General features: G+C 65.6%; 24 protein-coding genes, 5 tRNA genes and 2 pseudogenes. All 31 read right to left on the minus strand.

Annotated features, from left to right (window positions below; all coding sequences use genetic code 11):
• Positions 1-20: 20 nt before the first annotated feature.
• Positions 21-653 (minus strand): annotated as a pseudogene (gene rpsC, locus GBA63_RS14350) (30S ribosomal protein S3); the annotation flags it as partial.
• A 1-nt stretch (position 654) separates the two neighbouring features.
• The gene (gene rplV / locus GBA63_RS14355) at positions 655-1,023 is read right to left on the minus strand and encodes a 50S ribosomal protein L22 (RefSeq protein ID WP_166177136.1); all 369 of its coding nucleotides are present in this window, start codon (positions 1,021-1,023) and stop codon (positions 655-657) included.
• A complete protein-coding gene (rpsS, locus tag GBA63_RS14360; protein WP_166177137.1) occupies positions 1,020-1,301 on the minus strand; it encodes a 30S ribosomal protein S19 in 282 nt (93 codons plus the stop codon). Before rpsS ends, rplV begins: the two co-directional genes overlap by 4 nt.
• Positions 1,302-2,141, minus strand: coding sequence for a 50S ribosomal protein L2 (rplB, locus tag GBA63_RS14365; protein WP_166177138.1), 840 nt, complete (start codon positions 2,139-2,141; stop codon positions 1,302-1,304).
• A 1-nt stretch (position 2,142) separates the two neighbouring features.
• Positions 2,143-2,430 (minus strand): 50S ribosomal protein L23, encoded by a 288-nt coding sequence (rplW, locus tag GBA63_RS14370; RefSeq protein WP_166177139.1) that lies wholly within the window; start codon positions 2,428-2,430, stop codon positions 2,143-2,145.
• Complete coding sequence (rplD, locus tag GBA63_RS14375) at positions 2,430-3,065, minus strand: 50S ribosomal protein L4 (RefSeq protein ID WP_228282581.1); 636 nt, start codon at positions 3,063-3,065, stop codon at positions 2,430-2,432. The genes rplW and rplD overlap by 1 nt, the downstream gene beginning before the upstream one ends.
• Before the next feature lies 1 nt (position 3,066).
• Positions 3,067-3,684, minus strand: coding sequence for a 50S ribosomal protein L3 (gene rplC / locus GBA63_RS14380; RefSeq protein ID WP_166177141.1), 618 nt, complete (start codon positions 3,682-3,684; stop codon positions 3,067-3,069).
• Positions 3,685-3,688: 4 nt separating this feature from the next.
• On the minus strand, positions 3,689-4,000 hold the full coding sequence (gene rpsJ / locus GBA63_RS14385; RefSeq protein ID WP_166177142.1) for a 30S ribosomal protein S10: 312 nt from the start codon (positions 3,998-4,000) through the stop codon (positions 3,689-3,691).
• Between the two features lies 1 nt (position 4,001).
• Positions 4,002-5,203 (minus strand): annotated as a pseudogene (tuf, locus tag GBA63_RS14390) (elongation factor Tu).
• Positions 5,204-5,245: 42 nt separating this feature from the next.
• Positions 5,246-7,396: an elongation factor G gene (gene fusA, locus GBA63_RS14395; protein ID WP_166177143.1), complete on the minus strand. Its 2,151-nt coding sequence runs from the start codon at positions 7,394-7,396 to the stop codon at positions 5,246-5,248.
• Between the two features lie 11 nt (positions 7,397-7,407).
• Positions 7,408-7,878 carry a 30S ribosomal protein S7 gene (gene rpsG / locus GBA63_RS14400; RefSeq protein WP_166177144.1) on the minus strand — a complete coding sequence of 157 codons (471 nt, stop codon included), beginning with the start codon at positions 7,876-7,878 and terminating at the stop codon, positions 7,408-7,410.
• An 8-nt stretch (positions 7,879-7,886) separates the two neighbouring features.
• A complete protein-coding gene (gene rpsL, locus GBA63_RS14405) occupies positions 7,887-8,255 on the minus strand; it encodes a 30S ribosomal protein S12 (protein ID WP_166177145.1) in 369 nt (122 codons plus the stop codon).
• A gap of 319 nt (positions 8,256-8,574) precedes the next feature.
• Positions 8,575-12,432: a DNA-directed RNA polymerase subunit beta' gene (locus GBA63_RS14410; RefSeq protein ID WP_407690852.1), complete on the minus strand. Its 3,858-nt coding sequence runs from the start codon at positions 12,430-12,432 to the stop codon at positions 8,575-8,577.
• 30 nt (positions 12,433-12,462) lie between these two features.
• Positions 12,463-15,822 (minus strand): DNA-directed RNA polymerase subunit beta, encoded by a 3,360-nt coding sequence (gene rpoB / locus GBA63_RS14415; protein ID WP_228282582.1) that lies wholly within the window; start codon positions 15,820-15,822, stop codon positions 12,463-12,465.
• A 373-nt stretch (positions 15,823-16,195) separates the two neighbouring features.
• Complete coding sequence (gene rplL / locus GBA63_RS14420; RefSeq protein WP_166177149.1) at positions 16,196-16,576, minus strand: 50S ribosomal protein L7/L12; 381 nt, start codon at positions 16,574-16,576, stop codon at positions 16,196-16,198.
• Between the two features lie 25 nt (positions 16,577-16,601).
• Positions 16,602-17,129 carry a 50S ribosomal protein L10 gene (rplJ, locus tag GBA63_RS14425; protein WP_166177150.1) on the minus strand — a complete coding sequence of 176 codons (528 nt, stop codon included), beginning with the start codon at positions 17,127-17,129 and terminating at the stop codon, positions 16,602-16,604.
• Between the two features lie 178 nt (positions 17,130-17,307).
• Positions 17,308-17,997: a 50S ribosomal protein L1 gene (rplA, locus tag GBA63_RS14430; RefSeq protein WP_166177152.1), complete on the minus strand. Its 690-nt coding sequence runs from the start codon at positions 17,995-17,997 to the stop codon at positions 17,308-17,310.
• A complete protein-coding gene (gene rplK / locus GBA63_RS14435) occupies positions 17,990-18,427 on the minus strand; it encodes a 50S ribosomal protein L11 (protein ID WP_166177154.1) in 438 nt (145 codons plus the stop codon). Before rplK ends, rplA begins: the two co-directional genes overlap by 8 nt.
• A gap of 19 nt (positions 18,428-18,446) precedes the next feature.
• Positions 18,447-18,983 carry a transcription termination/antitermination protein NusG gene (gene nusG, locus GBA63_RS14440; protein WP_166177156.1) on the minus strand — a complete coding sequence of 179 codons (537 nt, stop codon included), beginning with the start codon at positions 18,981-18,983 and terminating at the stop codon, positions 18,447-18,449.
• Between the two features lie 19 nt (positions 18,984-19,002).
• Positions 19,003-19,266: a preprotein translocase subunit SecE gene (gene secE / locus GBA63_RS14445; protein WP_207956806.1), complete on the minus strand. Its 264-nt coding sequence runs from the start codon at positions 19,264-19,266 to the stop codon at positions 19,003-19,005.
• 30 nt (positions 19,267-19,296) lie between these two features.
• Positions 19,297-19,369: transfer RNA gene (locus GBA63_RS14450), tRNA-Trp, on the minus strand.
• Between the two features lie 13 nt (positions 19,370-19,382).
• A complete protein-coding gene (gene rpmG, locus GBA63_RS14455; protein ID WP_228282128.1) occupies positions 19,383-19,532 on the minus strand; it encodes a 50S ribosomal protein L33 in 150 nt (49 codons plus the stop codon).
• A gap of 62 nt (positions 19,533-19,594) precedes the next feature.
• A complete protein-coding gene (gene tuf, locus GBA63_RS14460) occupies positions 19,595-20,797 on the minus strand; it encodes an elongation factor Tu (RefSeq protein WP_166177158.1) in 1,203 nt (400 codons plus the stop codon).
• Positions 20,798-20,840: 43 nt separating this feature from the next.
• Positions 20,841-20,914: transfer RNA gene (locus tag GBA63_RS14465), tRNA-Met, on the minus strand.
• A 38-nt stretch (positions 20,915-20,952) separates the two neighbouring features.
• Positions 20,953-21,024: transfer RNA gene (locus GBA63_RS14470), tRNA-Thr, on the minus strand.
• Between the two features lie 9 nt (positions 21,025-21,033).
• Positions 21,034-21,118: transfer RNA gene (locus tag GBA63_RS14475), tRNA-Tyr, on the minus strand.
• Positions 21,119-21,210: 92 nt separating this feature from the next.
• Positions 21,211-21,282 (minus strand) — tRNA-Thr (locus GBA63_RS14480).
• A 252-nt stretch (positions 21,283-21,534) separates the two neighbouring features.
• Entirely contained in the window at positions 21,535-22,026 is a 492-nt protein-coding gene (locus GBA63_RS14485; protein WP_166177160.1) for an NYN domain-containing protein, read from the minus strand.
• A 1-nt stretch (position 22,027) separates the two neighbouring features.
• The gene (gene rlmB, locus GBA63_RS14490; RefSeq protein WP_166177162.1) at positions 22,028-22,723 is read right to left on the minus strand and encodes a 23S rRNA (guanosine(2251)-2'-O)-methyltransferase RlmB; all 696 of its coding nucleotides are present in this window, start codon (positions 22,721-22,723) and stop codon (positions 22,028-22,030) included.
• A 3-nt stretch (positions 22,724-22,726) separates the two neighbouring features.
• Positions 22,727-24,142, minus strand: coding sequence for a cysteine--tRNA ligase (gene cysS, locus GBA63_RS14495; RefSeq protein WP_166177164.1), 1,416 nt, complete (start codon positions 24,140-24,142; stop codon positions 22,727-22,729).
• Positions 24,143-24,270: 128 nt separating this feature from the next.
• The gene (locus GBA63_RS14500; RefSeq protein ID WP_166177166.1) at positions 24,271-25,584 is read right to left on the minus strand and encodes a glutamate--tRNA ligase; all 1,314 of its coding nucleotides are present in this window, start codon (positions 25,582-25,584) and stop codon (positions 24,271-24,273) included.
• Between the last annotated feature and the right edge of the window lie 4 nt (positions 25,585-25,588).

A 25,588-nucleotide genomic window follows, 5' to 3' on the forward strand; every position in this document is an offset into this window, starting at 1 on the left:
TCTGGCTGCTCGTCGTGAACGCCGTGGTTGATCCAGACCTTTACCCCGATCTGGCCCATCTGCGTCTTCGCCTCGCGGAACCCGTAATCTATGTCCGCATCCAAAGTATGGAGCGGTACCCGGCCCTCGGAGATGGTCTCGGAACGGCTCATCTCGATACCGCCCAAACGACCGCCGCACTGGATCCTGGCCCCCTCTGCCCCACTCCGCATGGAACTCGTCAGGGCCCGCTTCATGGTCCGCCGGAACGCGGCCCGGCTCACGAGTTGCTCCGCGATGGACTCCGCAACGAGCGCGGCGTTGAGCTCGGGCCGCGGGACCTCGCGCACGTTGACCTGGACCTTCTTCTTGGTGAGGCGCTCCAACTCGTTGCGCAGGGCGTCCACTTCGCTGCCGCCCTTGCCGATAACGATGCCGGGGCGGGCGGTGTGGATGTCCACCGCGACCTCGCCCTGCTCGGCGGCCTTGCGGATCTTGACGTCCGCTATGCCGGCCCGCGTGAGCTTCTTCTCGATGTGCTCCCGGATCTTGAGGTCCTCGCCGAGCAACGCGGCGTAATCCCTGTCCGAGTACCAGCTGCTCTTGAAATCTACCTTCTCGCCCTTGCGCTTGACGCCGAGGCGGAAGCCCTCTGGATGTACTTTCTGACCCATACTACTCCTCGTCCTCGCTTCCGGGCGTGCCCACCGTGACTCCGGCGGGGACACCAAGCACGACGCTTATGTGGCTGGTGCGCTTGCGGATCATGGTCGCCCGCCCCATGGCGCGGGCCCTGTACCTCTTGATGGTCGGCCCCTCGTCCACCCTGACGTCCCGCACGAACAGGTCGTCTATGGCGACGTCGTCGTTGTGCTCCGCGTTCGCGGCGGCGCTCTTTATGACGTCGCCGACGATGCCGGCGGCCCGCTTGTTGGTGAACTGCAGGGTGGTGACGGCCTCGGGGACACTCTTGCCCCTGACCTCGTCGGCCACCAGCCGCGCCTTGCGCGGGGCTATGCGGACGAACTTCGCGACGGCCTTCATCGGCGCCTCGCGGTCCGGTCGCTCTTGAGGTGGGTGCGGAAGGTCCGCGTCGGGGCGAACTCGCCGAGCTTGTGGCCCACCATCGACTCCGTGCAGTAGACGGGCACGTGCTTGCGCCCGTCGTGGACGGCGATGGTGTGGCCGACGAACTCGGGGTAGACCACAGACGCCCGGCTCCACGTCTTGAGCATCCGCTTTTCGTTGTTCTCGTTCATGCGGAGGATGCGCTCCATCAGGCGCTCCTCTACGAACGGCTCTTTTTTCGATGAGCGCGTCACCTAGCGCCTCCTTCCTTTCCTGCGCCGGCGCACGATCATGGCGTCCGAACGCTTGTGCTTCTTGCGGGTCGGCGACCCCTGGGTGATCTTGCCCCAAGGCGTGACGGGCGCACGACCCGGCGTGCTCTTGCCCTCGCCACCACCATGAGGGTGGTCGACCGGGTTCATGACCGTACCACGCACCGTGGGACGGATCCCGAGGTGGCGCTTCCGGCCGGCCTTGCCCCACCGGACATTCTGGTGCGACTGGTTCCCGACGACCCCGACGGTCGCCCGGCACTCGGAGCGGACCCTGCGGCGCTCGCCGCTAGGCAGCCTGAGCGTAACCAGGCTCCCCTCGCGCGCCGTGAGCTGGGCGCTCGTCCCGGCGCTGCGGGCCATCTGGGCCCCGCGGCCAGGCTCTAGCTCGACCGCGTGGACCACGGTGCCGACCGGGATCCTGTTCAGCGGCAGCGTGTTCCCGACGTCCACCTCTGCGTCGGGGCCGCTCATCACGAGCGAGCCGACGGTCAGGTTCCTCGGGGCGAGGATGTAGCGCTTCTCGCCGTCGTGGTAGTGGAGCAAGGCTATGTTGGCCGAGCGGTTCGGGTCGTACTCGATGGCGGCGACCGTCGCCGGCACGCCGTCCTTGCGCCGCTTGAAATCTATGAGGCGGTAGCGCCGCTTGTGGCCGCCGCCGATGTGGCGGGTCGTTATGCGGCCCTTGTTGTTCCGGCCGCCGGTCTTGTGCAGCTTGGTAGTAAGCTTCTTCTCCGGCTTGTCTCTGGTAACCGAGTCGCGCGTGAGGACCGAGGAGTTCCTGCGGCCAGCGCTCGTCGGCTTGTAACGTCTCGCAGGCATCCTAGACTCCCTCGAACAGCTCTATGCTCTCGCCCGGCGCCAGCTTCACGACGGCCTTCTTCCACACGGCCGTCCGGCCCCTGGTGAGGCCCTGACGCTTGGGCTTGCTCTTGACGTTCACCGTGTTGACCCTCGCGACGCTGACGTCGAAGGCCCCCTCCACGGCGCGTTTGATCTGGTTCTTGTTCGCCCGCCGGTCTACCTGGAAGGTGTACTGCCCCTCCGTCTCGATGAGGTTGTAGCTCCTCTCCGAGATGACCGGACGGATGATTACCTGATGCGGATCCATTACCCTTCCTCCCGGTTCCCGGCGAGCTTGGAGTACGCCGCCCGCGAGAAAACGACCTCGCGCGCCCTCAAGAGCTCGTAGACCCCGTACTCGCGCGGCCCTGTGACCGTGACTTTCGGCAGGTTCCTGAAAGAGAGCGCCGCGTTCGCGTCGTCCTCCGTAAGAACCACCAGCACCGGCCCCTGGACCCCCATGTTCCCGAGCAGCTCTTTGGCCTGCTTGGTGGAGGGCTTCTCGAAGGCGAGCGAGTCGACTACGTAGACCTCGCCGTCGGCGGCCTTGGCGGAGAGCGCGCCGTCGAAGGCGGCCCTCGCTTCCTTGCGGTTTATGCGCTTGCCGTAGCGGGCCGGCTTGGTCTTGGGGCCGCCCCAGGTGCCGCCGCCGTAGCGGGTCGGGGACTGGGCGTCGCCCGCCCGGGCGCGGCCCGTGCCCTTCTGCCGGTACAGCTTCGCGCCCGAGCCCCGGACGTCGCTGCGGCCCTTGGTGTGGGCCGTGTACGCGCGCCGGTTGTCGAGCTCGGCGACGACGGCCCTGTGGATCACGTGCTCGTTCGGCTCCGTGCCGAAGCGCGGGCCTTCGAGGTCCAGCGAGGACTTGTTGCCGCTGCGGGCGTCGAAGAGGTGCGCCTGCGCCATCCTACTCACCCGCCTTTCTGATCTTCACAACGGCGTTCCTGCCGCCCGGGACGCCGCCCCGGACCCACAGCTCGCCCTTCTCGGCGTCGACCGCGACGACCTCGAGGTTGCGCACGGTCGCCGTCTTGTTGCCCATCTGCCCGGGCATCTTCTGGCCCTTGAAGATACGGGCCGGGTCGGCCGAAGCACCCGCCGAACCGGGGGCCCGCACGTTGTGCGAGCCGTGGCTCACCGGGCCACGACCGAAGCCGTGGCGCTTGACGGTGCCCTGGAAGCCCTTTCCCTTGGAGGTGGAGCTAACGTGGACCCTGTCACCGACCTCGAAGACGTCGGCGCCGATGGTGCCGCCGACCTCGCCCGAAACGCCGCGAAGCTCCTTGAGGTGCCTGCGGGGCGGGGCGTCGACCTTGGCGAAGGTGCCCGAGTGGGCCCTGTTCGTGCGGCTCGACTTCGCGGTGCCGAAGCCGACCTGAACGGCCTCGTAGCCGTCTTCGTCAGGGGTGCGGACCGCGGTCACCAGGTTCGGCTCGACCTCGATCACGGTTACGCCGACCAGCGTGCCGTCGTCCTGGAAGGCCCGGGTCATCTGTTTCTTCTTTCCGAAAACTGCCGTAGCCATAACTCTAGGTCGCCTTGATCTCGATATTCACGCCGGACGGCAGGTCCAGCCGCTGCAACGAGTCGACCGTGCGCGGCGTGGGCTGCTGGATGTCTATGAGGCGCTTGTGGGTGTGCAACTGGAAGTGCTCGCGGGAGTCCTTGTCCTTGAAGGGACCACGGATCACCGTGTAGCGGCTCTTCTTCGTCGGCAGCGGGACGGGGCCGAAGACAAAGGCCCCCGTCCGCTCCGCCGTCTCGACTATCGACTTCGCGGTCTTGTCTATAACCTCGTGGTCGTAAGCCTTGAGCTTTATCCTGATCTTCGATACGGCCATGCTATTCCACTATTTCCGTTACGACGCCGGCGCCGACGGTGCGGCCGCCCTCGCGGATGGCGAAGTTGAGCCCCTCGTCCATCGCTATCGGGCTTATCAGCTCAACCTCCATCACCGTGTTGTCCCCGGGCATCACCATCTCCACCCCCTCCTCGAGCCTTATCTCCCCGTCACGTCGGTGGTGCGGAAGTAGAACTGCGGCCGGTAGTTGGTGAAGAACGGCGTGTGGCGCCCCCCCTCCTCCTTGGAAAGCACGTACACCTCCGCCTTGAAGCGGGTGTGGGGCGTTATCGTGCCGGGCTTGGCCAAAACCTGCCCACGCTCCACGTCGTCGCGCTTGAGCCCGCGAAGCAGGGCGCCTATGTTGTCGCCGGCCTGGGCCGAGTCCATCGACTTGTTGAACATCTCGACCCCCGTCACCACCGTCTTGCGCGTGGGCCGGATGCCGACGATCTCCACCTCCGTGTTGACCGCTATCTGGCCGGTCTCCACGCGCCCGGTGGCCACCGTGCCTCGCCCCTGGATCGTGAAGACGTCCTCGACGGCCAACAAAAAGTCGCGGTCTATGTCCCGCTCGGGCTCGGGCACGTACGAGTCGACCGCCTCCATCAGCCTGAGGATGGCCGGCTCCCCGTACTCCGAGTCGTCCCCCTCCAGCGCCTTCAAGGCGGAGCCCACGACAACCGGCACGTCGTCGCCCGGGAAGTCGTACTCGGACAAAAGCTCCCGAACCTCCATCTCCACCAGCTCCAAAAGCTCCTCGTCGTCGACCATGTCGGCCTTGTTCAAAAAGACCACTATGTAGGGCACCCCCACCTGGCGCGCCAAGAGGATGTGCTCGCGCGTCTGGGGCATCGGCCCGTCGGCGGCGGAGACCACCAGGATCGCCCCGTCCATCTGGGCGGCGCCGGTGATCATGTTCTTCACGTAGTCGGCGTGGCCCGGGCAGTCGACGTGGGCGTAGTGGCGGTTCTCGGTGGCGTACTCCTGGTGGCTGGTGGCTATGGTGATCCCGCGCTGGCGCTCCTCGGGGGCGTTGTCTATCTGGTCGAAGGCGACCTCGCGGTTGGCCGGGTCGTTGGGCACGGCCTTGGCCAGGGTCTTGGTGATCGCCGCGGTGAGCGTGGTCTTGCCGTGGTCGACGTGGCCTATGGTGCCCACGTTCAGGTGCGGCTTGTTCCTCTCGAACTTCCCTCTGGACATCGGGTTCTCCTCTCCTGTTTCTATTAACGCCGGAGGGGGGCTCTAGCCCCTCTCGGCGATCTCCTGCGCGATGCTCTTCGGCACCTCGTCGTAGTGGTCGAACTGCATGGTGAACGTGGCGCGCCCTTGAGTCTTGGAGCGGACGGTGGTCGCGTAACCGAACATCTCGGAGAGCGGCACCATAGCCCGGATGACCTGCCCGCCGCCGCGGGAGTCCATGCCCTGAATCTGTCCCCGGCGGCTGCTCAGGTCGCCCATGACGTCGCCCATGAACTCCTCGGGCATGACGACCTCGACGTCCATTATCGGCTCCAGCAGAACCGGGTTGGCCCTCTTGAGCGCCTCCTGCGCGGCCATCGAACCCGCGATCTGGAACGCCATCTCGGAGGAGTCCACGTCGTGGAAAGAACCGTCGACGAGCTCGACCCTGATGTCGACGACCGGGAACCCGGCCACGACACCGGAATCCATGGCGCCCTTGATGCCCTTATCCACGCTCGGGATGTACTCGCGGGGGATCACACCGCCGACGATCTTGTTCTCGAACTCGTAGCCCTGCTCCTCGTTGTGCTCCATGTTGATGACCGCGTGGCCGTACTGGCCGCGACCACCGGTCTGGCGCACGAAGCGGCCCTCGATGCCCTCGACGCGCTTGCGGATGGTCTCCCTGTAGGCGACCTGCGGGCGGCCGATGTTGGCGTCCACCCTGAACTCGCGAAGCAACCTGTCGACGATGATCTCCAGGTGCAGCTCGCCCATGCCCGCGATAACGGTCTGGCCCGTCTCCTCGTCGCTGCGCACGGAGAACGTCGGGTCCTCCTCGGCGAGACGCTGGAGGGCGACGGTAAGCTTCTCCTGGTCGGCCTTCGTCTTCGGCTCGATGGCCTGGTCGATGACCGGCTCCGGGAAGATCATCTCCTCGAGCACGATCTGCTCGGAGTCGTCGGCCGCAACGAGCGTGTCGCCCGTCCCGGAGTTCGAGAGCCCGATGGCGGCCACCAGCTCACCCGCGTAAACCTCGTCGCGCTGCTCGCGGCTGTTCGCGTGTAGCTGCAAGAGACGTCCCACCCGCTCGCGGCGCCCCTTGGTCGTGTTCATGACGTAGGAACCGGCCTTGAGCGTACCGGAGTAGACCCTCATGTACGTCAGCTTGCCGACGTGCGGGTCGCTCTGCACCTTGAAGACGAGCGCGGAGAGCGGGCCGTTCTCGTCGGCCTCGCGGGTGACGGGCTCGCCTTCGAGCGTCTTGCCCTCGACGGGCGGCACGTCGAGCGGGCTCGGCAGGTAGTCCACCACACCGTCGAGCAGCGGCTGGACGCCCTTGTTCTTGAAGGCCGAACCGACGAAGACGGGGGTCATCTGGTTCGCGAGGGTGGCCTTGCGGATGGCGGCGCGGATCTGCTCCACGTCCATCTCCTCACCCTCCAGGTACATCATCATCAACTCTTCGTCCTGGTCGGCGACGGCCTCGAGCAGCTTCTCCCGGTACTCGTCGGCGAGACCCTGAATGTCCTCGGGGATGTCCGTCACTTCCCAGGTCGCGCCCAGGTCGTCCGTGTAGACGATGGCACGCATCTCGACGAGGTCGACGATGCCCTGGAACTCGCTCTCGGCCCCTATCGGCAACTGGACCGGCACGGCGTTGGCGTTCAAACGATCGACCATGGTCCCAACGGCCTTGTAGAAGTCGGCCCCGATGCGGTCCATCTTGTTGACGAACGCTATTCGGGGAACCCCGTACTTGTCCGCCTGGCGCCACACCGTCTCCGACTGCGGCTCCACACCGGCGACAGAGTCGAACAGCGCTATCGAACCGTCGAGCACGCGCAGGCTCCGCTCCACCTCTACGGTGAAGTCCACGTGCCCGGGCGTGTCTATGATGTTGATGCGGTGCTGCTCGGGGATGCGGCTATGGACGCCCTCGTGCTCGCCCTTGCCGTTCTTGCCCGAGCCCTCGGTGCCGCCCCAGAAGACCGTGGTCGCGGCGGAGGTGATCGTGATGCCGCGCTCGCGCTCCTGGGCCATCCAGTCCATAACGGCGTTGCCGTCGTGGACCTCGCCCAGTTTGTGGGTAAGGCCCGTGTAGAGCAGGATGCGCTCGGTGGTCGTCGTCTTGCCGGCATCGATGTGGGCCATGATGCCGATATTTCTCACTCGCCTTAGCGGCGTCTTTTTAGGAACTTGTACAGCCATCTTCTACCTCGCTACCACCTGTAGTGTGCGAACGCCCGGTTGGCCTCTGCCATCCGGTGGGTGTCCTCTTTACGCTTCACGCTGGAGCCGATGTTGTCCTTGGCGTCCAGGATCTCCCCGGCCAGCCTCCGGCCCATCGTCTTCTCGCGGCGCGCCCGGGCGAACCCGACCATCCAGCGCAGCGCCAGCGTGTTCGCCCTGCGCGGAACCACCTCGACCGGCACCTGGTAGGTAGCGCCACCGACGCGGCGGCTCTTGACCTCGATGCGCGGACGGATGTTGTCCAGGGCGTTGTTCAGGACCGTCACAGGGCTCGTGCCGGTGCGCTCCTCGATGTACGAGAGGGCGTCGTAGACGATCTTCTCGGACGTGCTCTTCTTGCCGTCCAGCATTATCTTGTTGATCAACTGCTGGACCGTCACGCTCCCGTAGACGGGATCTCCGGTTATCTTTTTCTTCGGCGGCGCTGCTCTCCTGGGCATCTCTCCTCCTACCCCTTCTTCGTTCCGTACTTGGAGCGCCCCTGCTTGCGGTTGTTGACCCCGAGCGTGTCGAGCGCGCCGCGCACGATCTTGTAGCGCACGCCGGGCAGGTCCTTCACCCGGCCGCCGCGCACCAGCACCACGGAGTGCTCCTGCAGGTTGTGCCCCTCGCCCGGCACGTAGGCGGTAACCTCGTGCCCGTTCTTGAGCCTGACGCGGGCGATCTTACGCAGCGCCGAGTTCGGCTTCTTGGGCGTGGTCGTCGAGACGCGGGTGCAGACCCCCGCCTGCTGTGGCGCCCCCTGCAGCGCGGGCGTCGCCGTCTTCTGTGTCTGTCGCTCGCGCTCGTGGCGCACGAGTTGGTTGGTCGTCGGCATGGCCGCGCCTCTCTCTCTGCTTGAAAAGGGGGCTTCTACAACGTCACAAATCGCGGTACAAGAACAGGGTTACCCGAAAGCAACAGTTCGTAACCGCGATGCATGATTTTAGGCGCAGAGCCCAGCTATGTCAAGCTGGGCTGGCTGCCAGCTTTCAGCTTTCAGCCGTCAGCTTTCTGCTCCACTCATGGCCTCTCCAGACGTCTGGACTTTTCCACGCTACAGGTCGCGCGCAGAACCCGCGCTGACCGCATCCCTAACAAAAAAGCGGTCAACCCCCAGCCCAAAAAGCTGAAGGCTGACCGCTGATAGCTGATAGCTATGAAGCAGCGATATCCAGCTCGTCCACCTCGCGGGCCTTGTACCCCTCGACGGCGACGGTGAGTTGCCTGTAGCGGGGCAAGCCGGTTGCCGCGGGGATGAGCTTGCCGATGATGACGTTCTCCTTGAGGCCGGCGAGCGCGTCCTGCTTGCCCTCGATGGCCGCGTCGGTGAGGACGCGGGCGGTCTCCTGGAAAGAGGCGGCGGAGAGGAAGCTGTCCGTGGCGAGCGAGGCCTTGGTGATGCCGAGCAGGATCGTGTGGTAGGTGGCGGGCTTGCCCTCCTCCTCTTCGACCCTGGCGTTCTCGGCCAGGACGTTGAACTTGTCGGCGACCTGCTCGGGGAGGAGCTTCGTGTCGCCCGGGTCGTCTATGACGACCTTGCGCAGCATCTGGCGGACTATCACCTCGATGTGCTTGTCGTGGATGTCCACGCCCTGGGCCCGGTAGACCTTCTGGACCTCGCCCACCAGGTAGCGCTCGGTGGTGGTGGTGCCGCGGTCGTAGCGCAGGTCGTTCTCGAGGATGGCGTGCGGGTAGACGGAGCCGTCCGTGATCGGGGTGTTCGCCCGGACCTCGGCGCCTTCCACGAACTCCGGCTTCAAGAGCCTCCGCTCGACCTTGTAGTCCCTCACCTCGGTGTTATCCGGGGAGGTGATGGTCACCGTGATCATGCGGTCTGAGTCAGCCTCTTCCAGGCTGACGATCCCGTCGATCTCGGCCAGCGTCGCCTCCGCCTTGGGGTGCCTGGCCTCGAAGAGCTCGACCACCCTCGGGAGCCCCGCGGTGATGTCCTCGCCGGCGATGCCGCCGGTGTGGAAGGTACGCATCGTGAGCTGTGTGCCCGGCTCGCCGATAGACTGGGCCGCGATGATGCCGACGGCCTCGCCCACGTCTACCGCTCGGTAGGTGGAGAGGGCTCGTCCGTAGCAAGCCTGGCAGACGCCGTGCGGGTTCTCGCACTTCGCCGGTGTCCTTACCGGCACCAGCGTCTCGCGCGGCAGCTCCTCCCGCCACTTCGCGAGGAGGCGCGGCATGATGTCCGTGCCGGCCTCGGCGACGACCTCGCCCGTCTCCGGGTTCACGAGGTCGCGGGCCAGAAAGCGGGCCGCGACGGAGTCGTTCGCGTCTCCCCTTCCGCCTTCGAGGTAGAGCGGCAGGTCGACGTAACCGTTGGTGCCGCAGTCCTCGTCGTTCACGACGACGTCCTGGGAGACGTCGACGAGGCGGCGGGTCAGGTAGCCCGAGTCCGCCGTACGCAGGGCCGTGTCGGCCTGGCCCTTCCTGGCGCCGTGGGTGGAGGTGAAGTACTCGAGGACCGAGAGGCCTTCTATGAAGTTGGACTTCACGGGCTCCGGGATGATCTCGCCCTTCGTGTTGGTCATCAGGCCTCGCATGCCGGCGAGCTGGGTGAAGTTCGAGTAGTTACCGCGGGCGCCGGAGTCGGCCATCATGAAGATCGGGTTCAGGCGCCAGAGGTTGCCCTTCATGGCGTCCTCGACCTCGTTCTTGGCCTGCGTCCACAGGGCGATGGTCCGCTCCAGGCTCTCCTCGTCGGAGATAAAGCCCTGGTCCCACTGCTCCTCGACCTCGTCGACCTGCCCCTGGTAGTTCTCCAGGATGCCTTCCTTCTGCTCCGGCACGACTATGTCGTTCTTGCCGACGGAGATGCCAGCCTTCGTAGCCGTGTGGAAGCCCACCCTCTTGAGGGTGTCGAGAAGCTGGCTCACGAGCTCGGTCGGGTAGCGCTCGACGAACTCGGAGACGAGCGACTTGATCTCGCCCTTCTTCAACACGTGGTTGACGTAGGGGTATTCGGCCGGGTCGTAGGAGTCGCCCAGATAATCCCTCAAGGTCTGCTCGACGTTCTCGTTGAAGAGGACGCGCCCGAGGGTCGTCTCTATCCGACCGCCGTTGCGCCGGGCGATGACCTTGTTGTGGATCTTGAGCGTCCCCTCCTTGTACGCGGCCTCGGCCTCGTCGTAGGAGGAGATGAGCGCCTTCGGCTCCTCGTTCTCGAAATCATCGCCGGTGGAGGTGATGTAGTAGAGACCGAGCACCATGTCCTGCGAGGGAACGGCGATCGGGAACCCGTTGGCCGGAAGCAGGATGTTCTGCGTCGAGAGCATCAGGACGCGGGCCTCGGCCTGCGCCTCGGGCGAGAGCGGCACGTGGACCGCCATCTGGTCGCCGTCGAAGTCCGCGTTGAACGCGGAACACACGAGCGGATGGACCTGGATGGCCTTGCCCTCGACCAGCACCGGCTCGAAGGCCTGGATGCCCAGGCGGTGGAGCGTCGGCGCGCGGTTGAGCAGCACCGGGTGCTCCTTGATCACGTCCTCCAAGACGTCCCAGACCTCGGGACGCAGCCGCTCGACCATCTGCTTGGCGCTCCGGATGTTCGGGGCCAATGCCCGGTCGACGAGCACCTTCATCACGAACGGCTTGAACAGCTCGACCGCCATCAGGCGCGGCAGGCCGCACTGGTGCATCTTGAGCCCGGGGCCGACCACGATGACGGAACGGCCGGAGTAGTCGACGCGCTTGCCGAGCAGGTTCTGGCGGAACCTGCCCTGCTTGCCCTTGAGCATATCGCTGAGCGACTTCAGGGCGCGGTTGCCGGCGCCGGTGACGGCGCGGCCACGGCGGCCGTTATCGAAGAGGGCGTCGACCGCCTCCTGGAGCATCCGCTTCTCGTTGTTCACGATCACGTCGGGAGCCCCGAGGTCGAGCAGGCGACGAAGCCTGTTGTTCCGGTTTATGACGCGCCGGTACAGGTCGTTCAGGTCGGAGGTCGCGAAGCGTCCGCCGTCGAGCTGGACCATCGGGCGGAGGTCGGGCGGGAGGACCGGGATGGCCTCCATGATCATCCACTCGGGTCCGTTGCCGCTGGTGCGGAACGCGTCGACGACCTTCAGGCGCTTGATGGCCTTCTGGCGCTTCTGGCCCTTGGAGGAGACGACGGTGTCGCGCAGGTCCTGGGCCTCCTCGACGAGGTCGACCTGCTGGATGAGGTCCTTGACGGCCTCGGCGCCCATGCCGCCGCGGAAGTACACGCCGTAGCCGTACTCGTCGCCGAAGCGGTCCTTCATCTCGCGGAACAATTCCTCGTCGTCCACGATCTGGCGCGGCTCCAGGGTCTGGAACTCCTCCCAGGAACGCCTGACGAGCGCGATCTGGTCCGTCGTGGAGCGCTGGATGTCCGCTATGGAATCCTCGGCCTCCTTGTGGACCTTGGCGACCGTCGCCTCGCGGTTCTCTTCCTCGATCTCCGCGAACTCCTCGGTGAACTCGTCCGGGGAGCTGTCGCCGTTTATGACGCTCTCGCGCTTGGTGCGCAGGGCGTGGACCTGGTCGATCTCCTCGTCCCTGTCCTGCTCTAGCTGCTTGATCTCATCCTCGACCCGCCCGCGGAGCAGGTCTATGTCGTTCGCCCGCTCCTCGCGGTCCACCCACGTAACGATGGAGCTCGCGAAGTACAGAACCCGATCGAGCTCCTTCGGGCTGATGTCGAGCAAATAGCCCATCCGGCTCGGAACGCCCTTGACGAACCACACGTGCGCCACGGGCGCGGCGAGCTCGATGTGGCCCATCCGGTCGCGGCGCACCCTCGCCCGCGTCACCTCGACGCCGCAGCGCTCGCAGATGATGCCCTTGAACCGGATCCTCTTGTACTTGCCGCAGTAGCACTCCCAGTCCTTCGACGGGCCGAAGATGCGCTCGTCGAAGAGGCCGTCCTTCTCGGGACGCAAAGTGCGGTAGTTGATGGTCTCGGGCTTGGTTACTTCGCCGCGGGACCACTCCCGGATCTCCTCGGCCGAGGCGAGGCCGATGGAGATCTTCTCCAGTTTGTTTATGTCTATGTCGCGCTCAAGTCCCTGCACGCTCTATGCTCCTCCCCTGCCGAAGGCGTCCGGCACGTCGTCCAGGTTGCCCGTCGGTTCGTCGCGGCTGAGGTTGATCCCCAGAGCCCTGGCGGCCTCGTCCCAGTCGCGCCGCTCGGTGTCCTCCGCGGCGGCCTCGGCGTTGTAGACCGGCTTGACCGAGAGACCCAAGGACTGCATCTCCTTGAGAAGCACCTTGAAGCTCGCCGGCACCCCGGGCTCGGGTATGTTCTCGCCCTTCACTATCGACTCGTAGCTCTTGACGCGGCCGACCCTGTCGTCGCTCTTGATGGTCAAGAGCTCCTGCAGGGTGTGCGCGGCGCCGTAGGCTTCGAGCGCCCACACCTCCATCTCGCCGAAGCGCTGGCCGCCGAACTGGGCCTTACCGCCCAAAGGCTGCTGCGTGACGAGGGAGTACGGGCCCGTGCTCCTCGCGTGGATCTTGTCGTCCACGAGGTGGAGGAGCTTAAGGATGTACATGTAGCCGACCGTGATCCTGCCGTCGAACGGCTCCCCGGTGCGCCCGTCGTAGAGCGTCACCTTGCCGCCGCGGCCCATCCCGGTCTTCGCCCCACCGTTGTTGTTGACCTTCTCGATGGCCTTGTCGATGTCCTCGATCTCGGCGCCTGAGAAGACCGGCGTGGAGACGAACGTGGGCTCCTCGCTCTCGCCGAGCCCCTGGCTCGCGGCCCAGACCAGGTGGGTCTCCAGGATCTGGCCGATGTTCATGCGGCTCGGCACGCCGAGGGGGGACAGAATGACGTCCACCGGGCGGCCGTCCTCCATGAACGGCATGTCCTCCTCCGGCACGATCTTGGAGATGACGCCCTTGTTGCCGTGCCGACCGGCGAGCTTGTCGCCCTCCGCGATCTTGCGCTTCTTGGCCACGAAGACCCGGACCTGCTCGTTGACGCCGGGCTGCAGCTCGTCGCCCGCGTCGCGGCTGAACCGCTTCACGTCGATGACGACGCCGCCCTCGCCGTGGGGCACCTTGAGGGAGGAGTCCTTCACCTCGCGGGCCTTCTCGCCGAAGATGGCGCGAAGCAGCTTCTCCTCCGGCGTCGGCTCGGACTCGCCCTTGGGCGTCACCTTGCCGACCAGCACGTCGCCGGAGCCCACCTCGGCGCCTATGCGGATGATGCCGTCCATGTCCAGGTTCATCAGCACGTCGTCCGAGGCGTTCGGGATGTCGCGCGTGATCTCCTCGGGGCCGAGCTTGGTGTCCCTGGCCTGGATCTCGTGCTCCTGGATGTGGATGGAGGAGAGGACGTCGTCCTTGACTATCCGCTCGGAGATGATGATCGCGTCCTCGAAGTTGAACCCTTCCCACGGCATGAAAGCCACGAGCATGTTCTTGCCCAGGGCGAGTTCGCCCTGATCCGTCGAGGACCCGTCGGCCATGACCGTACCGGCCTCGACCTCCTCGCCCTCCGTGACGAGCGGCCTCTGGTTGACGCAGGTGCCCTGGTTGGAGCGGGCGAACTTGCGCAGCGGGTACTCGTCCACCCCGCCGTCGTTGCGGCGGACCGAGATCCTGCTGGCCACGACCCGCTCGACCTTGCCGGCGTTGCGCGCCAGGATGACGTCGCCCGTGTCGGCCGCGGCCCTAAACTCCATGCCGGTCCCGACGTACGGGGCCTCGCTGCGGAGCAGCGGCACGGCCTGGCGCTGCATGTTCGCGCCCATGAGAGCGCGGTTTGCGTCGTCGTGCTCGAGAAACGGGATGAGCGCGGTGCCGACGGAGACCGTCTGCAGGGGCGCCACGTCCACGTAATCGACCTCGTCGGGGCTGACCGAGGAGACCTCGCCCCCCTTGCGGCGGGCCAGGATCTGCTCGCCCTCGGCTATCTGGCCGGTCTCCATGTCGACCGGCGTGTTGGCCTGGGCGATCGTGAACTCCTCCTCCTCGTCGGCGGAGAGGTACTCGATCTCGTCGGTCAGCTTGCCGTCGACGACCTTGCGGTAAGGAGTCTGGACGAACCCGTAGTCGTCCACGGTCGCGAACGTCGAGAGCTGCCCTATAAGCCCGATGTTCGGGCCCTCGGGCGTCTCGATGGGGCACATCCGCCCGTAGTGGGTCGGATGCACGTCGCGAACCTCTATGGGGGCCCGCTCACGCGAGAGACCGCCGGCGCCCATGGCGCTCAGGCGGCGCCTGTGCGAGAGGCCGGAGAGCGTGTTCGTCTGGTCCATGAACTGCGAGAGCTGGGAGGAGCCGAAGAACTCCTTTATGGCGCTCGACACGGGCTTGACGTTGACCACCGACTGGGGGGTTATGGACTCCTCGTCCTGGGTCGTCATCCGCTCGCGGACGACGCGCTCCATGCGGTACATCCCGATCCGGAAAGCCTCCTGAACCAACTCTCCCACGGTCCTCAGGCGCCTGTTGCCGAAGTGCTCGTACTCGTCGAGCTTGTGCCGGATGCGCTCGTAGTTGATCCTGCCGAACTCTTCCTCCTCCGCAACCTCCTCGGAGGTCTGGATGAGCCGGCCGAGCAACCCCTCGATGTCCTCGATGGTGAGCGTGTGGTTCTCCAGCGGCACTTCGAGCCTGAGCTTCTTGTTGACCTTGTAACGCCCGACCTCGGAAAGGTCGTAGCGCTTCGGGTCGAAGAAGAGGGTGTTGACGAGGCCCTCGGCGTTCTCCTTGTTGACCGGCTCGCCGGGACGCTGACGCCTGAAGACTTCGAGCAGCGCCTCCTCCTGCGAGGCGATGTCGTCGCGCTCCAGGGTGTTGCGGATCAGCCACGAGTCGTCGAAGCGGGAGAGGATCTCCTCCGGCCCGCCCATCCCGAGCGCCTTCAAGAGCACGGTAACGGGCAGCTTCCTCTTGCGGTCTATACGAACCGAGACGTAGCCCTTGGTCTCGACCTCGAACTCGAGCCAGGACCCCCGGCTCGGCATGAGGCTCGCCGTCAAAACCTGCTTGGTCTGGTCCTTGGGCTCCATGATGTACGCGCCGGGCGACCGCACGAGCTGCGTCACCACCACCCGCTCGGTCCCGTTGATGATAAAGGTCCCCGAGCGCGTCATGAGCGGGAAGTCGCCCATAAAGACGTCCTGCTCCCTGACCTCGCCCGTCTCCTTGACTATGAAACGCACCTTGACGAAGAGCGGCGCCGCGTACGTCTTGTCCTTCGTCATGCACTCTTCGGCGGAGACGGGCGGCTCCTCGAAGCGGCTCTCGCCGAACTCCACGGCGTAAGAGCCCGTGTAATCTTCGATGGGTGAAATATCCGTAAAGGTCTTCTGAATACCCTCGTTCAGGAATTTCTCAAAAGAGTTCAACTGGATCTCGACGAGGTCCGGCAACTGAACTTCAGTGGACTGCAACCGAGCGTAAGGGTGCCGTTTCCGGCGCACGACAGGGGTTACCAAATTAACTCTCCTCCGCAAGGATTGTTGAAAAAAGGCCGAGCACGCAAACGAGTATGTTACCCCCCGAAGGGGGCATAGTCAAGACGATTTCTGAAAAGTATGTCGCTAGCCTTTCACCAACGGACGCAGTGTAGCACAACCGCACGGGGTCATGCCACAAACAGAGCTTTCAGCGGTCAGCTATCAGCTTTCAGCTCCTGGTTCCGTCCACCCCGCGACCCCGCGAAGACCACGATGCTCAGGTAAGCAATCGCTACAAAAAGAGGCGGCGCCCCCTCGCGGGGGCGCCGCCTACGCCGGTCTCCAGCTGACCGCTGAGAGCTGATAGCTAACAGCGTAGAGCTGAAGTAGGCAGAGCCTACTTCAGCTCTACCGTACCGCCGGCCTCTTCGATCTGGGTCTTGAGGGCCTCGGCGTCCTCCTTGGAGATCGCCTCCTTGACGGGGTTCGGGGCCTCGTCGACGAGGGCCTTGGCCTCCTTCAGGCCCAGGCCGGTGGCCGCGCGGACTACCTTGATGACCTGGATCTTCTTCTCGCCGGCGCCCGTGAGCACGACGTCGAACTCGGTCTGCTCCTCCTCGGCGGCCGCGCCATCGGCGGCGGCGCCGGCGGCGGGGGCCGCGGCGACGGCCGTGGCGGAGACGCCGAAGCGCTCCTCGAGGGCCTTTACGAGCTCGGAGAGCTCGAGAACGGTCATGTTCTCGATAGACTCCATCAGTTCCTGCTGGTTTACCGCCATTTCAAATCCTCCTGGACTCGACTTTTTACGACTGTTCCGCGTTCTGCTTCTGCTCGGCGATCTGGCCGAGCGCCACCACGAGACCCTGAACGGTGTTGTTCAAGACCGTCACCAGGCCCGTGAGCGGCGACGAGATGCCGCCGACGACCTGGGCTATGAGCTGCTCCCTGGCCGGCAGCTTGGACAACGCCACCACGTCCGCCTCGTCCAGCACGCGCCCGCCTTCGAGCAGGCCGCCCTTGAGGGCGAACGTCTCGACCTGGTCGGCGAACTCGGCCATGAGCTTCGCGCTCGCGACCGGGTCCTCCGAGAACGCCAGCGCGGTCGGACCGGTCAGGAACTCTTCGAGACCCTCGACGCCCGCCTCGTCGGCCGCGCGCTTGGTAAGGGTGTTCTTGGCGACGACGAACTCGACCCCCGACTCGCGGCTGCGACGCCTAAGGTCCGTGGTGCGGGCGACGTCCATGCCCTGGTAGTCCACCAGGACCGCCGAGCCCGCCCGCAGCTTGCCCGCGAGGCGCTCGATCACCTGCGCTTTCTCTTCCCTCTTCACCTCGACTCCTCTGCAATAGAAAACCCCGGGGCCGCAGAGGCGCCCGGGGTTCTGAGAAGAATCCGTAAGGTGCTTTCCGCGACCTCGGCCGGAAGATTAAGTCCTGGGCGCTAGCCCCGGACCCCGGCTGTCTGTGGTCTGCTGTGGACTATAGCTCCGCTATCGTCCGCGCGAGATCTTACTCCCTCTCGACCGCCGGGTCAACCTTGACCGAAGGACCCATCGTGGTCGTGAGGGTGACGGTCTTGAAGTACCGGCCCTTGACCGGCGCCGGCCTCGCCCGCTGCAGCTCCTCGCGCAGGGCGAAGTAGTTCTGGACCAGGCTGTCCTCGTCGAAGGACTTCTTGCCGATGATGCCGTGGATGATGCCGTAGCGGTCGACGCGGTACTCGATCTTGCCGCGCTTGATCTCCTCGACGGCCCTACCGACGTCCATCGTGACGGTCCCGCTCTTAGGGTTCGGCATGAGCCCCCGCGGACCGAGCACCGGACCTAGCTGGCCGACGGACCGCATCTGGTCCGGCGTGGCGACCGCCACGTCGAAGTCCATGAAGCCCTGCTCGCGGATGCGGGAGGCGAGGTCGTCGGAGCCGACGACGTCGGCGCCAGCCTCCTCGGCCTCGCGGGCCTTCTCGCCCTCGGCGAAGACGGCGACGCGGCGGGTCTTGCCCGTGCCGTTCGGGAGCATCAGGGTGCCGCGAACCATCTGGTCGGCGCGGCGCGGGTCCACGTTCAGGTGGACGTGGGCCTCGACGCTCTCGTCGAACTTGGCGCCGTCGAGGCTCTTGAGAAGCTCGATCGCCTCGCGCGGGGCGTAGTAGCGCTCCGGGTCTATCTTTGCCTTCTGTTCCAAAAGTCGTCTACCCATTGACCGTAATCCCCATGCTCCGGGCCGTACCCTCGACGATCTTCGACGCGCCTTCCACGTCGGCGGCGTTGAGGTCAGGCATCTTGGTCCTGGCAATCTCCTCGACCTGCGCGCGGCTCACGGTGCCGACCTTCGAGCGGTTCGGCTCGCCGCTGCCCTTGTCTACGCCGGCGGCCTGGCGGAGCAGGTACGCCGCGGGGGAGGTCTTGGTGACGAACGTGAACGAGCGGTCCTCGTAGACCGTGATCTCGACCGGCACCACCTGGCCCATCCGGTCGCGCGTGGCGTCGTTGAACTGCCGCACGAACTCCCCGATGTTGACCTGCGCCTGGCCGAGCGCAGGACCCACCGGCGGGGCCGGGTTGGCCTGACCGCCCGTGATCTGCAACTTCAATTTGCGCGCTACGCGGCGCCCGCGTCCTCTGCCCATAAGATTCCTCTCGTTCGTTTTAGAGCTTGGCTACCTGGCTGAAAGACAGCTCAACCGGCGTCTCCCGCCCGAAGATGGAGACCAGCACCTTCAGCCGCGACTGGTCCACGTTGATGTCCGAGATCGACCCGGTGAAGTCCGAGAGCGGCCCGCCGATCACCTTGACGGTCTCCCCGACGGTGTAGTCAACCGTCGTCTTGACCTTCTCGCGCTGCTCGGCGGCGGCCTCGTTCGGGTGGAGCAGCCGCTCTACCTCGGCGCGGGAGAGCGCAAGGGGTTTGTCCCCGGCGCCGACGATCTGGGTCACGCCCGGCGTTTGGCGGACGAGGCTCCAGGAGCTGTCGTTCATGTCCATGTTCACCAGGACGTAGCCGGGGAACTGGCGCTGGACCGTCGGGACCTTCTTGCCGTCTTTGATCTCGATGACGTTCTCGGTCGGGATGGAGATCTCGCCGAAGTGCCGGTTGAGGCCCATCGACTCGATGCGACGCTCCAGCGTCGTTCGGACCTTGTTCTCATGGCCCGAGTATGTGTTGACGACGTACCACTTCTTCAAGGGAATAGACTCCTAGACTTTACGTGAAGATCAAACGCGCTAGCCTGCCGAAAAGAAAGTCCCAGACGGCGACGTAAGCGGCGAGCGTCAGCACGATGATGAGCACGACCGCCGTGCTCTGGCGCAACTGCTCCCGGTTCGGCCAGCTCACCCGCCGGAGCTCGCCCCGCACGTCGCGCGCGAACTTCCTCGGACCGGCCAGGAACCCACCGCTCTTCTGCTGTTGTTGCGCCTTCCCGCCGCCCTTGCCGGACGGCGCCTGGGCGCCCCGCTTCTTACCCACTAGTTCCTCGCATGGCTTCGCCTCTCGGAGCAGGGCAGGAGGGACTCGAACCCACGACCTGCGGTTTTGGAGACCGCTGCTCTTCCAACTGAGCTACTGCCCTCTATCAGAACGTCCTACCGGGTCTCCCGGTGCGCCGTGTGCTGCCGGCACCACGGACAATACTTCTGCAACTGGATGCGATCCGGGGTGTTGCGCCGGTTCTTGCGGCTACTGTAGTTCCGACGCTTGCACTCGTCGCAAGCCAGCGTTACCAATTGTCGCACAATAGTCCTCCAAATCACAGGGGCGGCACCATTGCCGCCCCCGCCAAACCTACGTTATACCGCTACTCGATTATCTCTGTTACGACGCCGGCGCCGACGGTGCGGCCGCCCTCGCGGATGGCGAAGTTGAGCCCCTCGTCCATCGCTATCGGGCTTATCAGCTCAACCTCCATCACCGTGTTGTCCCCGGGCATCACCATCTCCACCCCCTCCTCGAGCCTTATCTCCCCCGTCACGTCGGTGGTGCGGAAGTAGAACTGCGGCCGGTAGTTGGTGAAGAACGGCGTGTGGCGCCCCCCCTCCTCCTTGGAAAGCACGTACACCTCCGCCTTGAAGCGGGTGTGGGGCGTTATCGTGCCGGGCTTGGCCAAAACCTGCCCACGCTCCACGTCGTCGCGCTTGAGCCCGCGAAGCAGGGCGCCTATGTTGTCGCCGGCCTGGGCCGAGTCCATCGACTTGTTGAACATCTCGACCCCCGTCACCACCGTCTTGCGCGTGGGCCGGATGCCGACGATCTCCACCTCCGTGTTGACCGCTATCTGGCCGGTCTCCACGCGCCCGGTGGCCACCGTGCCTCGCCCCTGGATCGTGAAGACGTCCTCGACGGCCAACAAAAAGTCGCGGTCTATGTCCCGCTCGGGCTCGGGCACGTACGAGTCGACCGCCTCCATCAGCCTGAGGATGGCCGGCTCCCCGTACTCCGAGTCGTCCCCCTCCAGCGCCTTCAAGGCGGAGCCCACGACAACCGGCACGTCGTCGCCCGGGAAGTCGTACTCGGACAAAAGCTCCCGAACCTCCATCTCCACCAGCTCCAAAAGCTCCTCGTCGTCGACCATGTCGGCCTTGTTCAAAAAGACCACTATGTAGGGCACCCCCACCTGGCGCGCCAAGAGGATGTGCTCGCGCGTCTGGGGCATCGGCCCGTCGGCGGCGGAGACCACCAGGATCGCCCCGTCCATCTGGGCGGCGCCGGTGATCATGTTCTTCACGTAGTCGGCGTGGCCCGGGCAGTCGACGTGGGCGTAGTGGCGGTTCTCGGTGGCGTACTCCTGGTGGCTGGTGGCTATGGTGATCCCGCGCTGGCGCTCCTCGGGGGCGTTGTCTATCTGGTCGAAGGCGACCTCGCGGTTGGCCGGGTCGTTGGGCACGGCCTTGGCCAGGGTCTTGGTGATCGCCGCGGTGAGCGTGGTCTTGCCGTGGTCGACGTGGCCTATGGTGCCCACGTTCAGGTGCGGCTTGTTCCTCTCGAACTTCCCTCTGGACATCCGTGATCCTTTCTCGTTACCACAACTCTGGGGACAAAAATAGTAGCGGCGGCAGGACTCGAACCTGCGACACGCGGATTATGATTCCGCTGCTCTAACCGACTGAGCTACGCCGCCACGCCTATGTCGCGGACCGGGCCGAAACCCTATCCAAGAGCCCCCGAGCGGACTTGAACCGCTGACCCCCTCCTTACCATGGAGGTGCTCTACCACTGAGCTACAGGGGCGTATCCTTCTGGTGGGGGCGGGAGGATTCGAACCTCCGTAGGCGAAGCCGGCAGATTTACAGTCTGCTCCCTTTGGCCACTCGGGCACACCCCCGGCCACGCCTCGCAACACCCTCGTGCGGAGCGCCCGAATATGGTAGCAAACGCAAGGTACTTTTCAACAAGCCACGGCACCACCAAAAACAGAGCCCGGGAAGGGAATCGAACCCCCGACCGGCCGCTTACAAGGCGGCTGCTCTACCTCTGAGCTACCCGGGCGCCTCGCCGCAGGCGACGCGCCGCACGCTTCGCCCTTCGGGCTTCGCTTGTCAGCACGCTCCGGCCCTCGCTTTCAGCTAAAAGCCTTCTGAGGCCAACTCGCTGACTCGTACCATGCGCCTCGGAGATTGTAACAGCGCAAACCCCACGCCGACATCGCTATTGTTCTTTGCTGAAAGCCGGAGGTCGAAGACCGGAGCGTGCTGACAAGCGAAGCGCCGGGCTGAGAGCGGAGGCGACAGCCGGAGCGTGCTACGTCCCTCGCCTGCGTATCTCTTCTAACTTTCGGATGGTCTCGGGCGACAGCCTGTCTGCAACACGGGACTTCCGCGGGACGTTGGGGTTCCGTGTTATTGCGGGGAGCTCGTCGAGGAGGTTGGCGAACTCGTGGGGGTGGCGCGGGTGGACCCGCGGGCGAGTGCTGTGCGTTGGAGGGCGAAGTCGGCCGTGTAGACGGTGGCGGAATCTTCCAGTCTCGAGAGGAGGCGCTCTATTTCGTCGTCGGCGGACTGGCCGGGGCGCTGTAGACGATGCGGACGGCGCCGCCGGCGAGGGATTCTTCTTTGCGGGGGTCGGGGCGCGGTGGGCGTCGAAGACGACGATGATGGCGCGGCCGATCCAGCCCGCCGCTTTCAGGGCGTCGGTTATGAGGAGTTCGCGGGCGGCGTCGAAGGTTTCGGCGTCGCGGTAGCGGTCCAGGGCGCCTATGACGTTGTAGGCGTCCAGGATGAGGTACGACGGCACGCTACCCCCTCTGCCTGCGCGCCTCGTACGCCAGCACGGCCGCGGCCACGGAGACGTTCAGGGACGAGACGGCGCCCAGCATCGGTACGGACACTGTCCCGTCGCACGCCTCGCGTACCAGCCGCCTCACGCCCTTGCCCTCGCTGCCCAGAACGAAGGCCACGGGCCCGTCCAGGTCGAGCTTCGCGTAGTCCGTCCCCCCGGCTTCCGCGGCGTAGACCCAGACGTTCGCCGCCTTCATCTCGTCGACCGCCCGCTTCAGGTTCGTCACCCTGGCGACGCGGACGTGTTCGCTGGCGCCGGCGCTCGCCTTGACGGCCGCCGCCGTCACCCCGACGGCCTTGTCCTTCGGGATCACGACCCCGCTCGCCCCCGCCCCGTCCGCGGCCCGCAACACCGCCCCGAGGTTGCGCGGGTCCGTCACGCCGTCAAGAACCAGGATCAAAGGCTCGGGGATGGCCAGGATCTCCTCCAGGCCGGAGTACGGATAGGATTCCACCCGCGCCACGACGCCCTGGTGGACCCCGCCCCGCGCCAAATCCTCCACCCTGTCCCGAAGAACTTTCTTGACGGGCACGCCGCCGGCCGCCGCCCGGACTTCCCCGTTGCCCGAAGAATCGAGGACTTCCAGGACCTTCCGCCGACGGCTCTTCAGCGCCTCGACGACGGGACGGATGCCGTAGATGGTCTCGGGCATGGACTACCGGCGGCTCAGGATGGGACCATCCGGGGTGTCCTCGACGGCCCATCCGGCCTCCGCGAGCTCCTCGCGCAGCCGGTCCGCCGTGGCCCAGTCCTTCGCCCGCCGGGCCAACTCCCTGTTGGCGGCCAGGCCGAGGACCTCTTCGCCCGGCTCCTCCGTATACCGGACGCGCACGCCGCCCACCTCCACGGCAAGCTCCCGCGCGAGGTCGAACCCGAAGACGGTCATGACCTCCTCTATCGCCCCCGCAAGCGACCCGAACTCGCCCGCGGACTCGGGTCGGTCGGAGATCTCGCGCGCCGCCCGGTTGGCCGCCTCGAAGAGCGTCGCCACTACCTCGGGCGTGTTGAAATCGTCCCGCATCGCCTCGTCGAACCGCCCGCGAAGTCCGGCCGCGAGTTCGTCGGAGAGTTCGGAGGACGTATCCGGGTCCGAGATCTGGCGGTAGAGGCGGAGCAACCGTTCGTAGGAGCGGCGTTTCTCTTCCAGGATCTCCGCTGAATACTCGATTGGCTGCGAGTAGTGGCTCTGGAGCAGCCACATCCTGACGGCGTTGCGTCCGTGGAGTTTCACGGCACGCTGGACGTCGAGCACGTTGCCGACGGACTTCGCCATCTTGTCCGTCCCCCCGAAGGTCACCATCCCGTGGTGCGCCCAGGCTCGGACGAACGTGTGCTCCGGGTGGGCCGCGGCGCTCTGGGCGAGCTCGTTCTCGTGGTGCGGGAACCGGATGTCCGTGCCGCCACCGTGGATGTCCGCGCCTTCCGGCAGGTGCTTTTCGACCATCGCCGAGCACTCGATGTGCCAACCGGGACGGCCCCGCCCCCACGGGCTCTCCCATTCGGGCTCGCCCGGTTTGGAGGCTTTCCAGAGCGCGAAGTCTAGCGGGCTCCGCTTGTCGTCCGTCTGGCCTTTCTCCGTCTCTCGCATCTCCCTCGGGTTCTGGTGGCTCAAGGAGCCGTAGCCCGGAAAGCTCTCGACCGAGTAGTAGACGTCGCCGTTGCCCGGGGCGTAGGCGTGGCCCTTCTCGACGAGTTCCTCTATCAGGGAGATCATCTCGGGTATATGCTGCGTCGCCCGCGGCTCTACGTCAGGCAGACCTATGCCGAGCATCTCCAGCCGCCCGTGGAACGAGTCCGTGTAGCGGTCGACGACCTCCTGCCAGGAGGCGCCCTCGGCGTTGGCCTTGGCAATGATCTTGTCCTCGATGTCCGTGATGTTCTGGACGAACGTCACGTCGTAATCCCGGCTCCTCAGGTACCGGACCACCACGTCCCAGAACAAAGGGGCCCGCGCGTTCCCTATGTGGATGTGGTCGTAGACCGTGGGACCACAGACGTACAGGCCGACCTTCCCGTCCCGCCCGACCTCGACCATCCCGCCGCTCAAGCTGTCCCGCACGAATACGCTCATGGCCTTAGTCTAGCCTGTCTACGAGACTCTATCCGGCGGAGACCCGACCGCACGTCGCTTCGATCTTCCAAAACGGAACGCCGGAGAAGGAGTGCGCCCAGATAGTCCCCGAGATCTTTGTGCCAAACTCAGTCGAACTCCTCGGCGGACGGTTTGCTCCGAACTCCATCCTTTGCATACTTGATCCGCTTTCGAGCTTCTTTGGTACCGAGCACTGCGAGCACCAGCCCCATCTCAGGCCCCCTGTTCTTGCCCGTGAGGGCCAGGCGTAGCGGGTGCAACAGGTCACGGATCTTCATGCTCCGCTCCTTTGCCCAGGCGCGCAGTTCCTGGACAATATCCCTTGCTTCGCTCACGTCCGAGAGGGATCGGCATTCGAGCATCGTCGCCGTGTGGGCAAAGACCTCCGTGGCGGAGTCCGGCAGTTCTTCCAGGAAAGTCGCGGGGTCTATTGGAGCCATGATCTCGTCCAGCAGACGGGGGGCGTCGGAGAGCACGCGGGCCTCCTCCCGGATCACCTCCAGAGCCGCCGCCTCCCGCCCCTCCGGCAACGGACCGTCTAAGAACGGCTCGACGCGCCGGCGAAGTTCGTCTGGCGACAACCTTCTGATGTGCCTGGCGTCGAAGAAGAGCAGGCGGTCGATGTCGAAGGTGGACGGGCTCGCGCCGAGACGCGAAGGGTCCCACTCACGAACCAGTTCGTCCAGGTCGGCGAAGTCTTCTTTGCCCGCCGGGTGGGTCCAGCCGAGGAGCGCGAGGTGGTTGATGAGGGCTTCCGGCAAGTAACCTTCCTGCCGGTAGTCGGCGACGCTGGCGGCGCCGTGGCGTTTGGAGAGCTTCTTGCCGTCGGGGCCGAGGATGACGCCGAGGTGGACGAAGCCCGGCTCCGCGAGGCCGAGCGCCCGGTACAGGAGGACTTGGCGGCCGGTGTTCGGGAGGTGCTCCTCGCCCCGGATGACGTGCGAGATGTTCATGTTCGCGTCGTCTACCACCGCGGCGAAGTTGTAGGAAGGGGTGCCGTCGGACTTCCGGATCACGAAGTCCTCCACCCGGCTGAACGGGACCTCGCCACGCAAGGCGTCACGAAACGTCCCGCTCCTGTCAGGCGGACGGAAGTAGAGCGCCCGCCGGCCGTCCTGGTCCGCGCTCTCGTAGGTCAGGCCCGCTTGCGTTAGGTTCTCAATCCCCTCTTCGTACGACTCCCCGCGTTCGCTCTGGCGGTACGGACCTTCGTCGAAGGAGAGGCCTAGCCATTCGAGGTCTTCGAGAAGCGCGGCCTCGAAATCGCGCGTGCTCCGGGACCGGTCCGTGTCCTCGATGCGGAGGAGGAGCCCGCCGCCGTGGTACTTCGCGAAGAGGAAGTTGAAGAGGGCCGTACGGGCGCCGCCGAGGTGGAGCATCCCAGTCGGGCTCGGGGCGAAGCGCGTCTTCGGCTCCGCCATCGGC

Origin of the sequence: Rubrobacter tropicus, assembly GCF_011492945.1 — a bacterium.
Taxonomy (GTDB): Bacteria; Actinomycetota; Rubrobacteria; order Rubrobacterales; family Rubrobacteraceae; genus Rubrobacter_D; species Rubrobacter_D tropicus.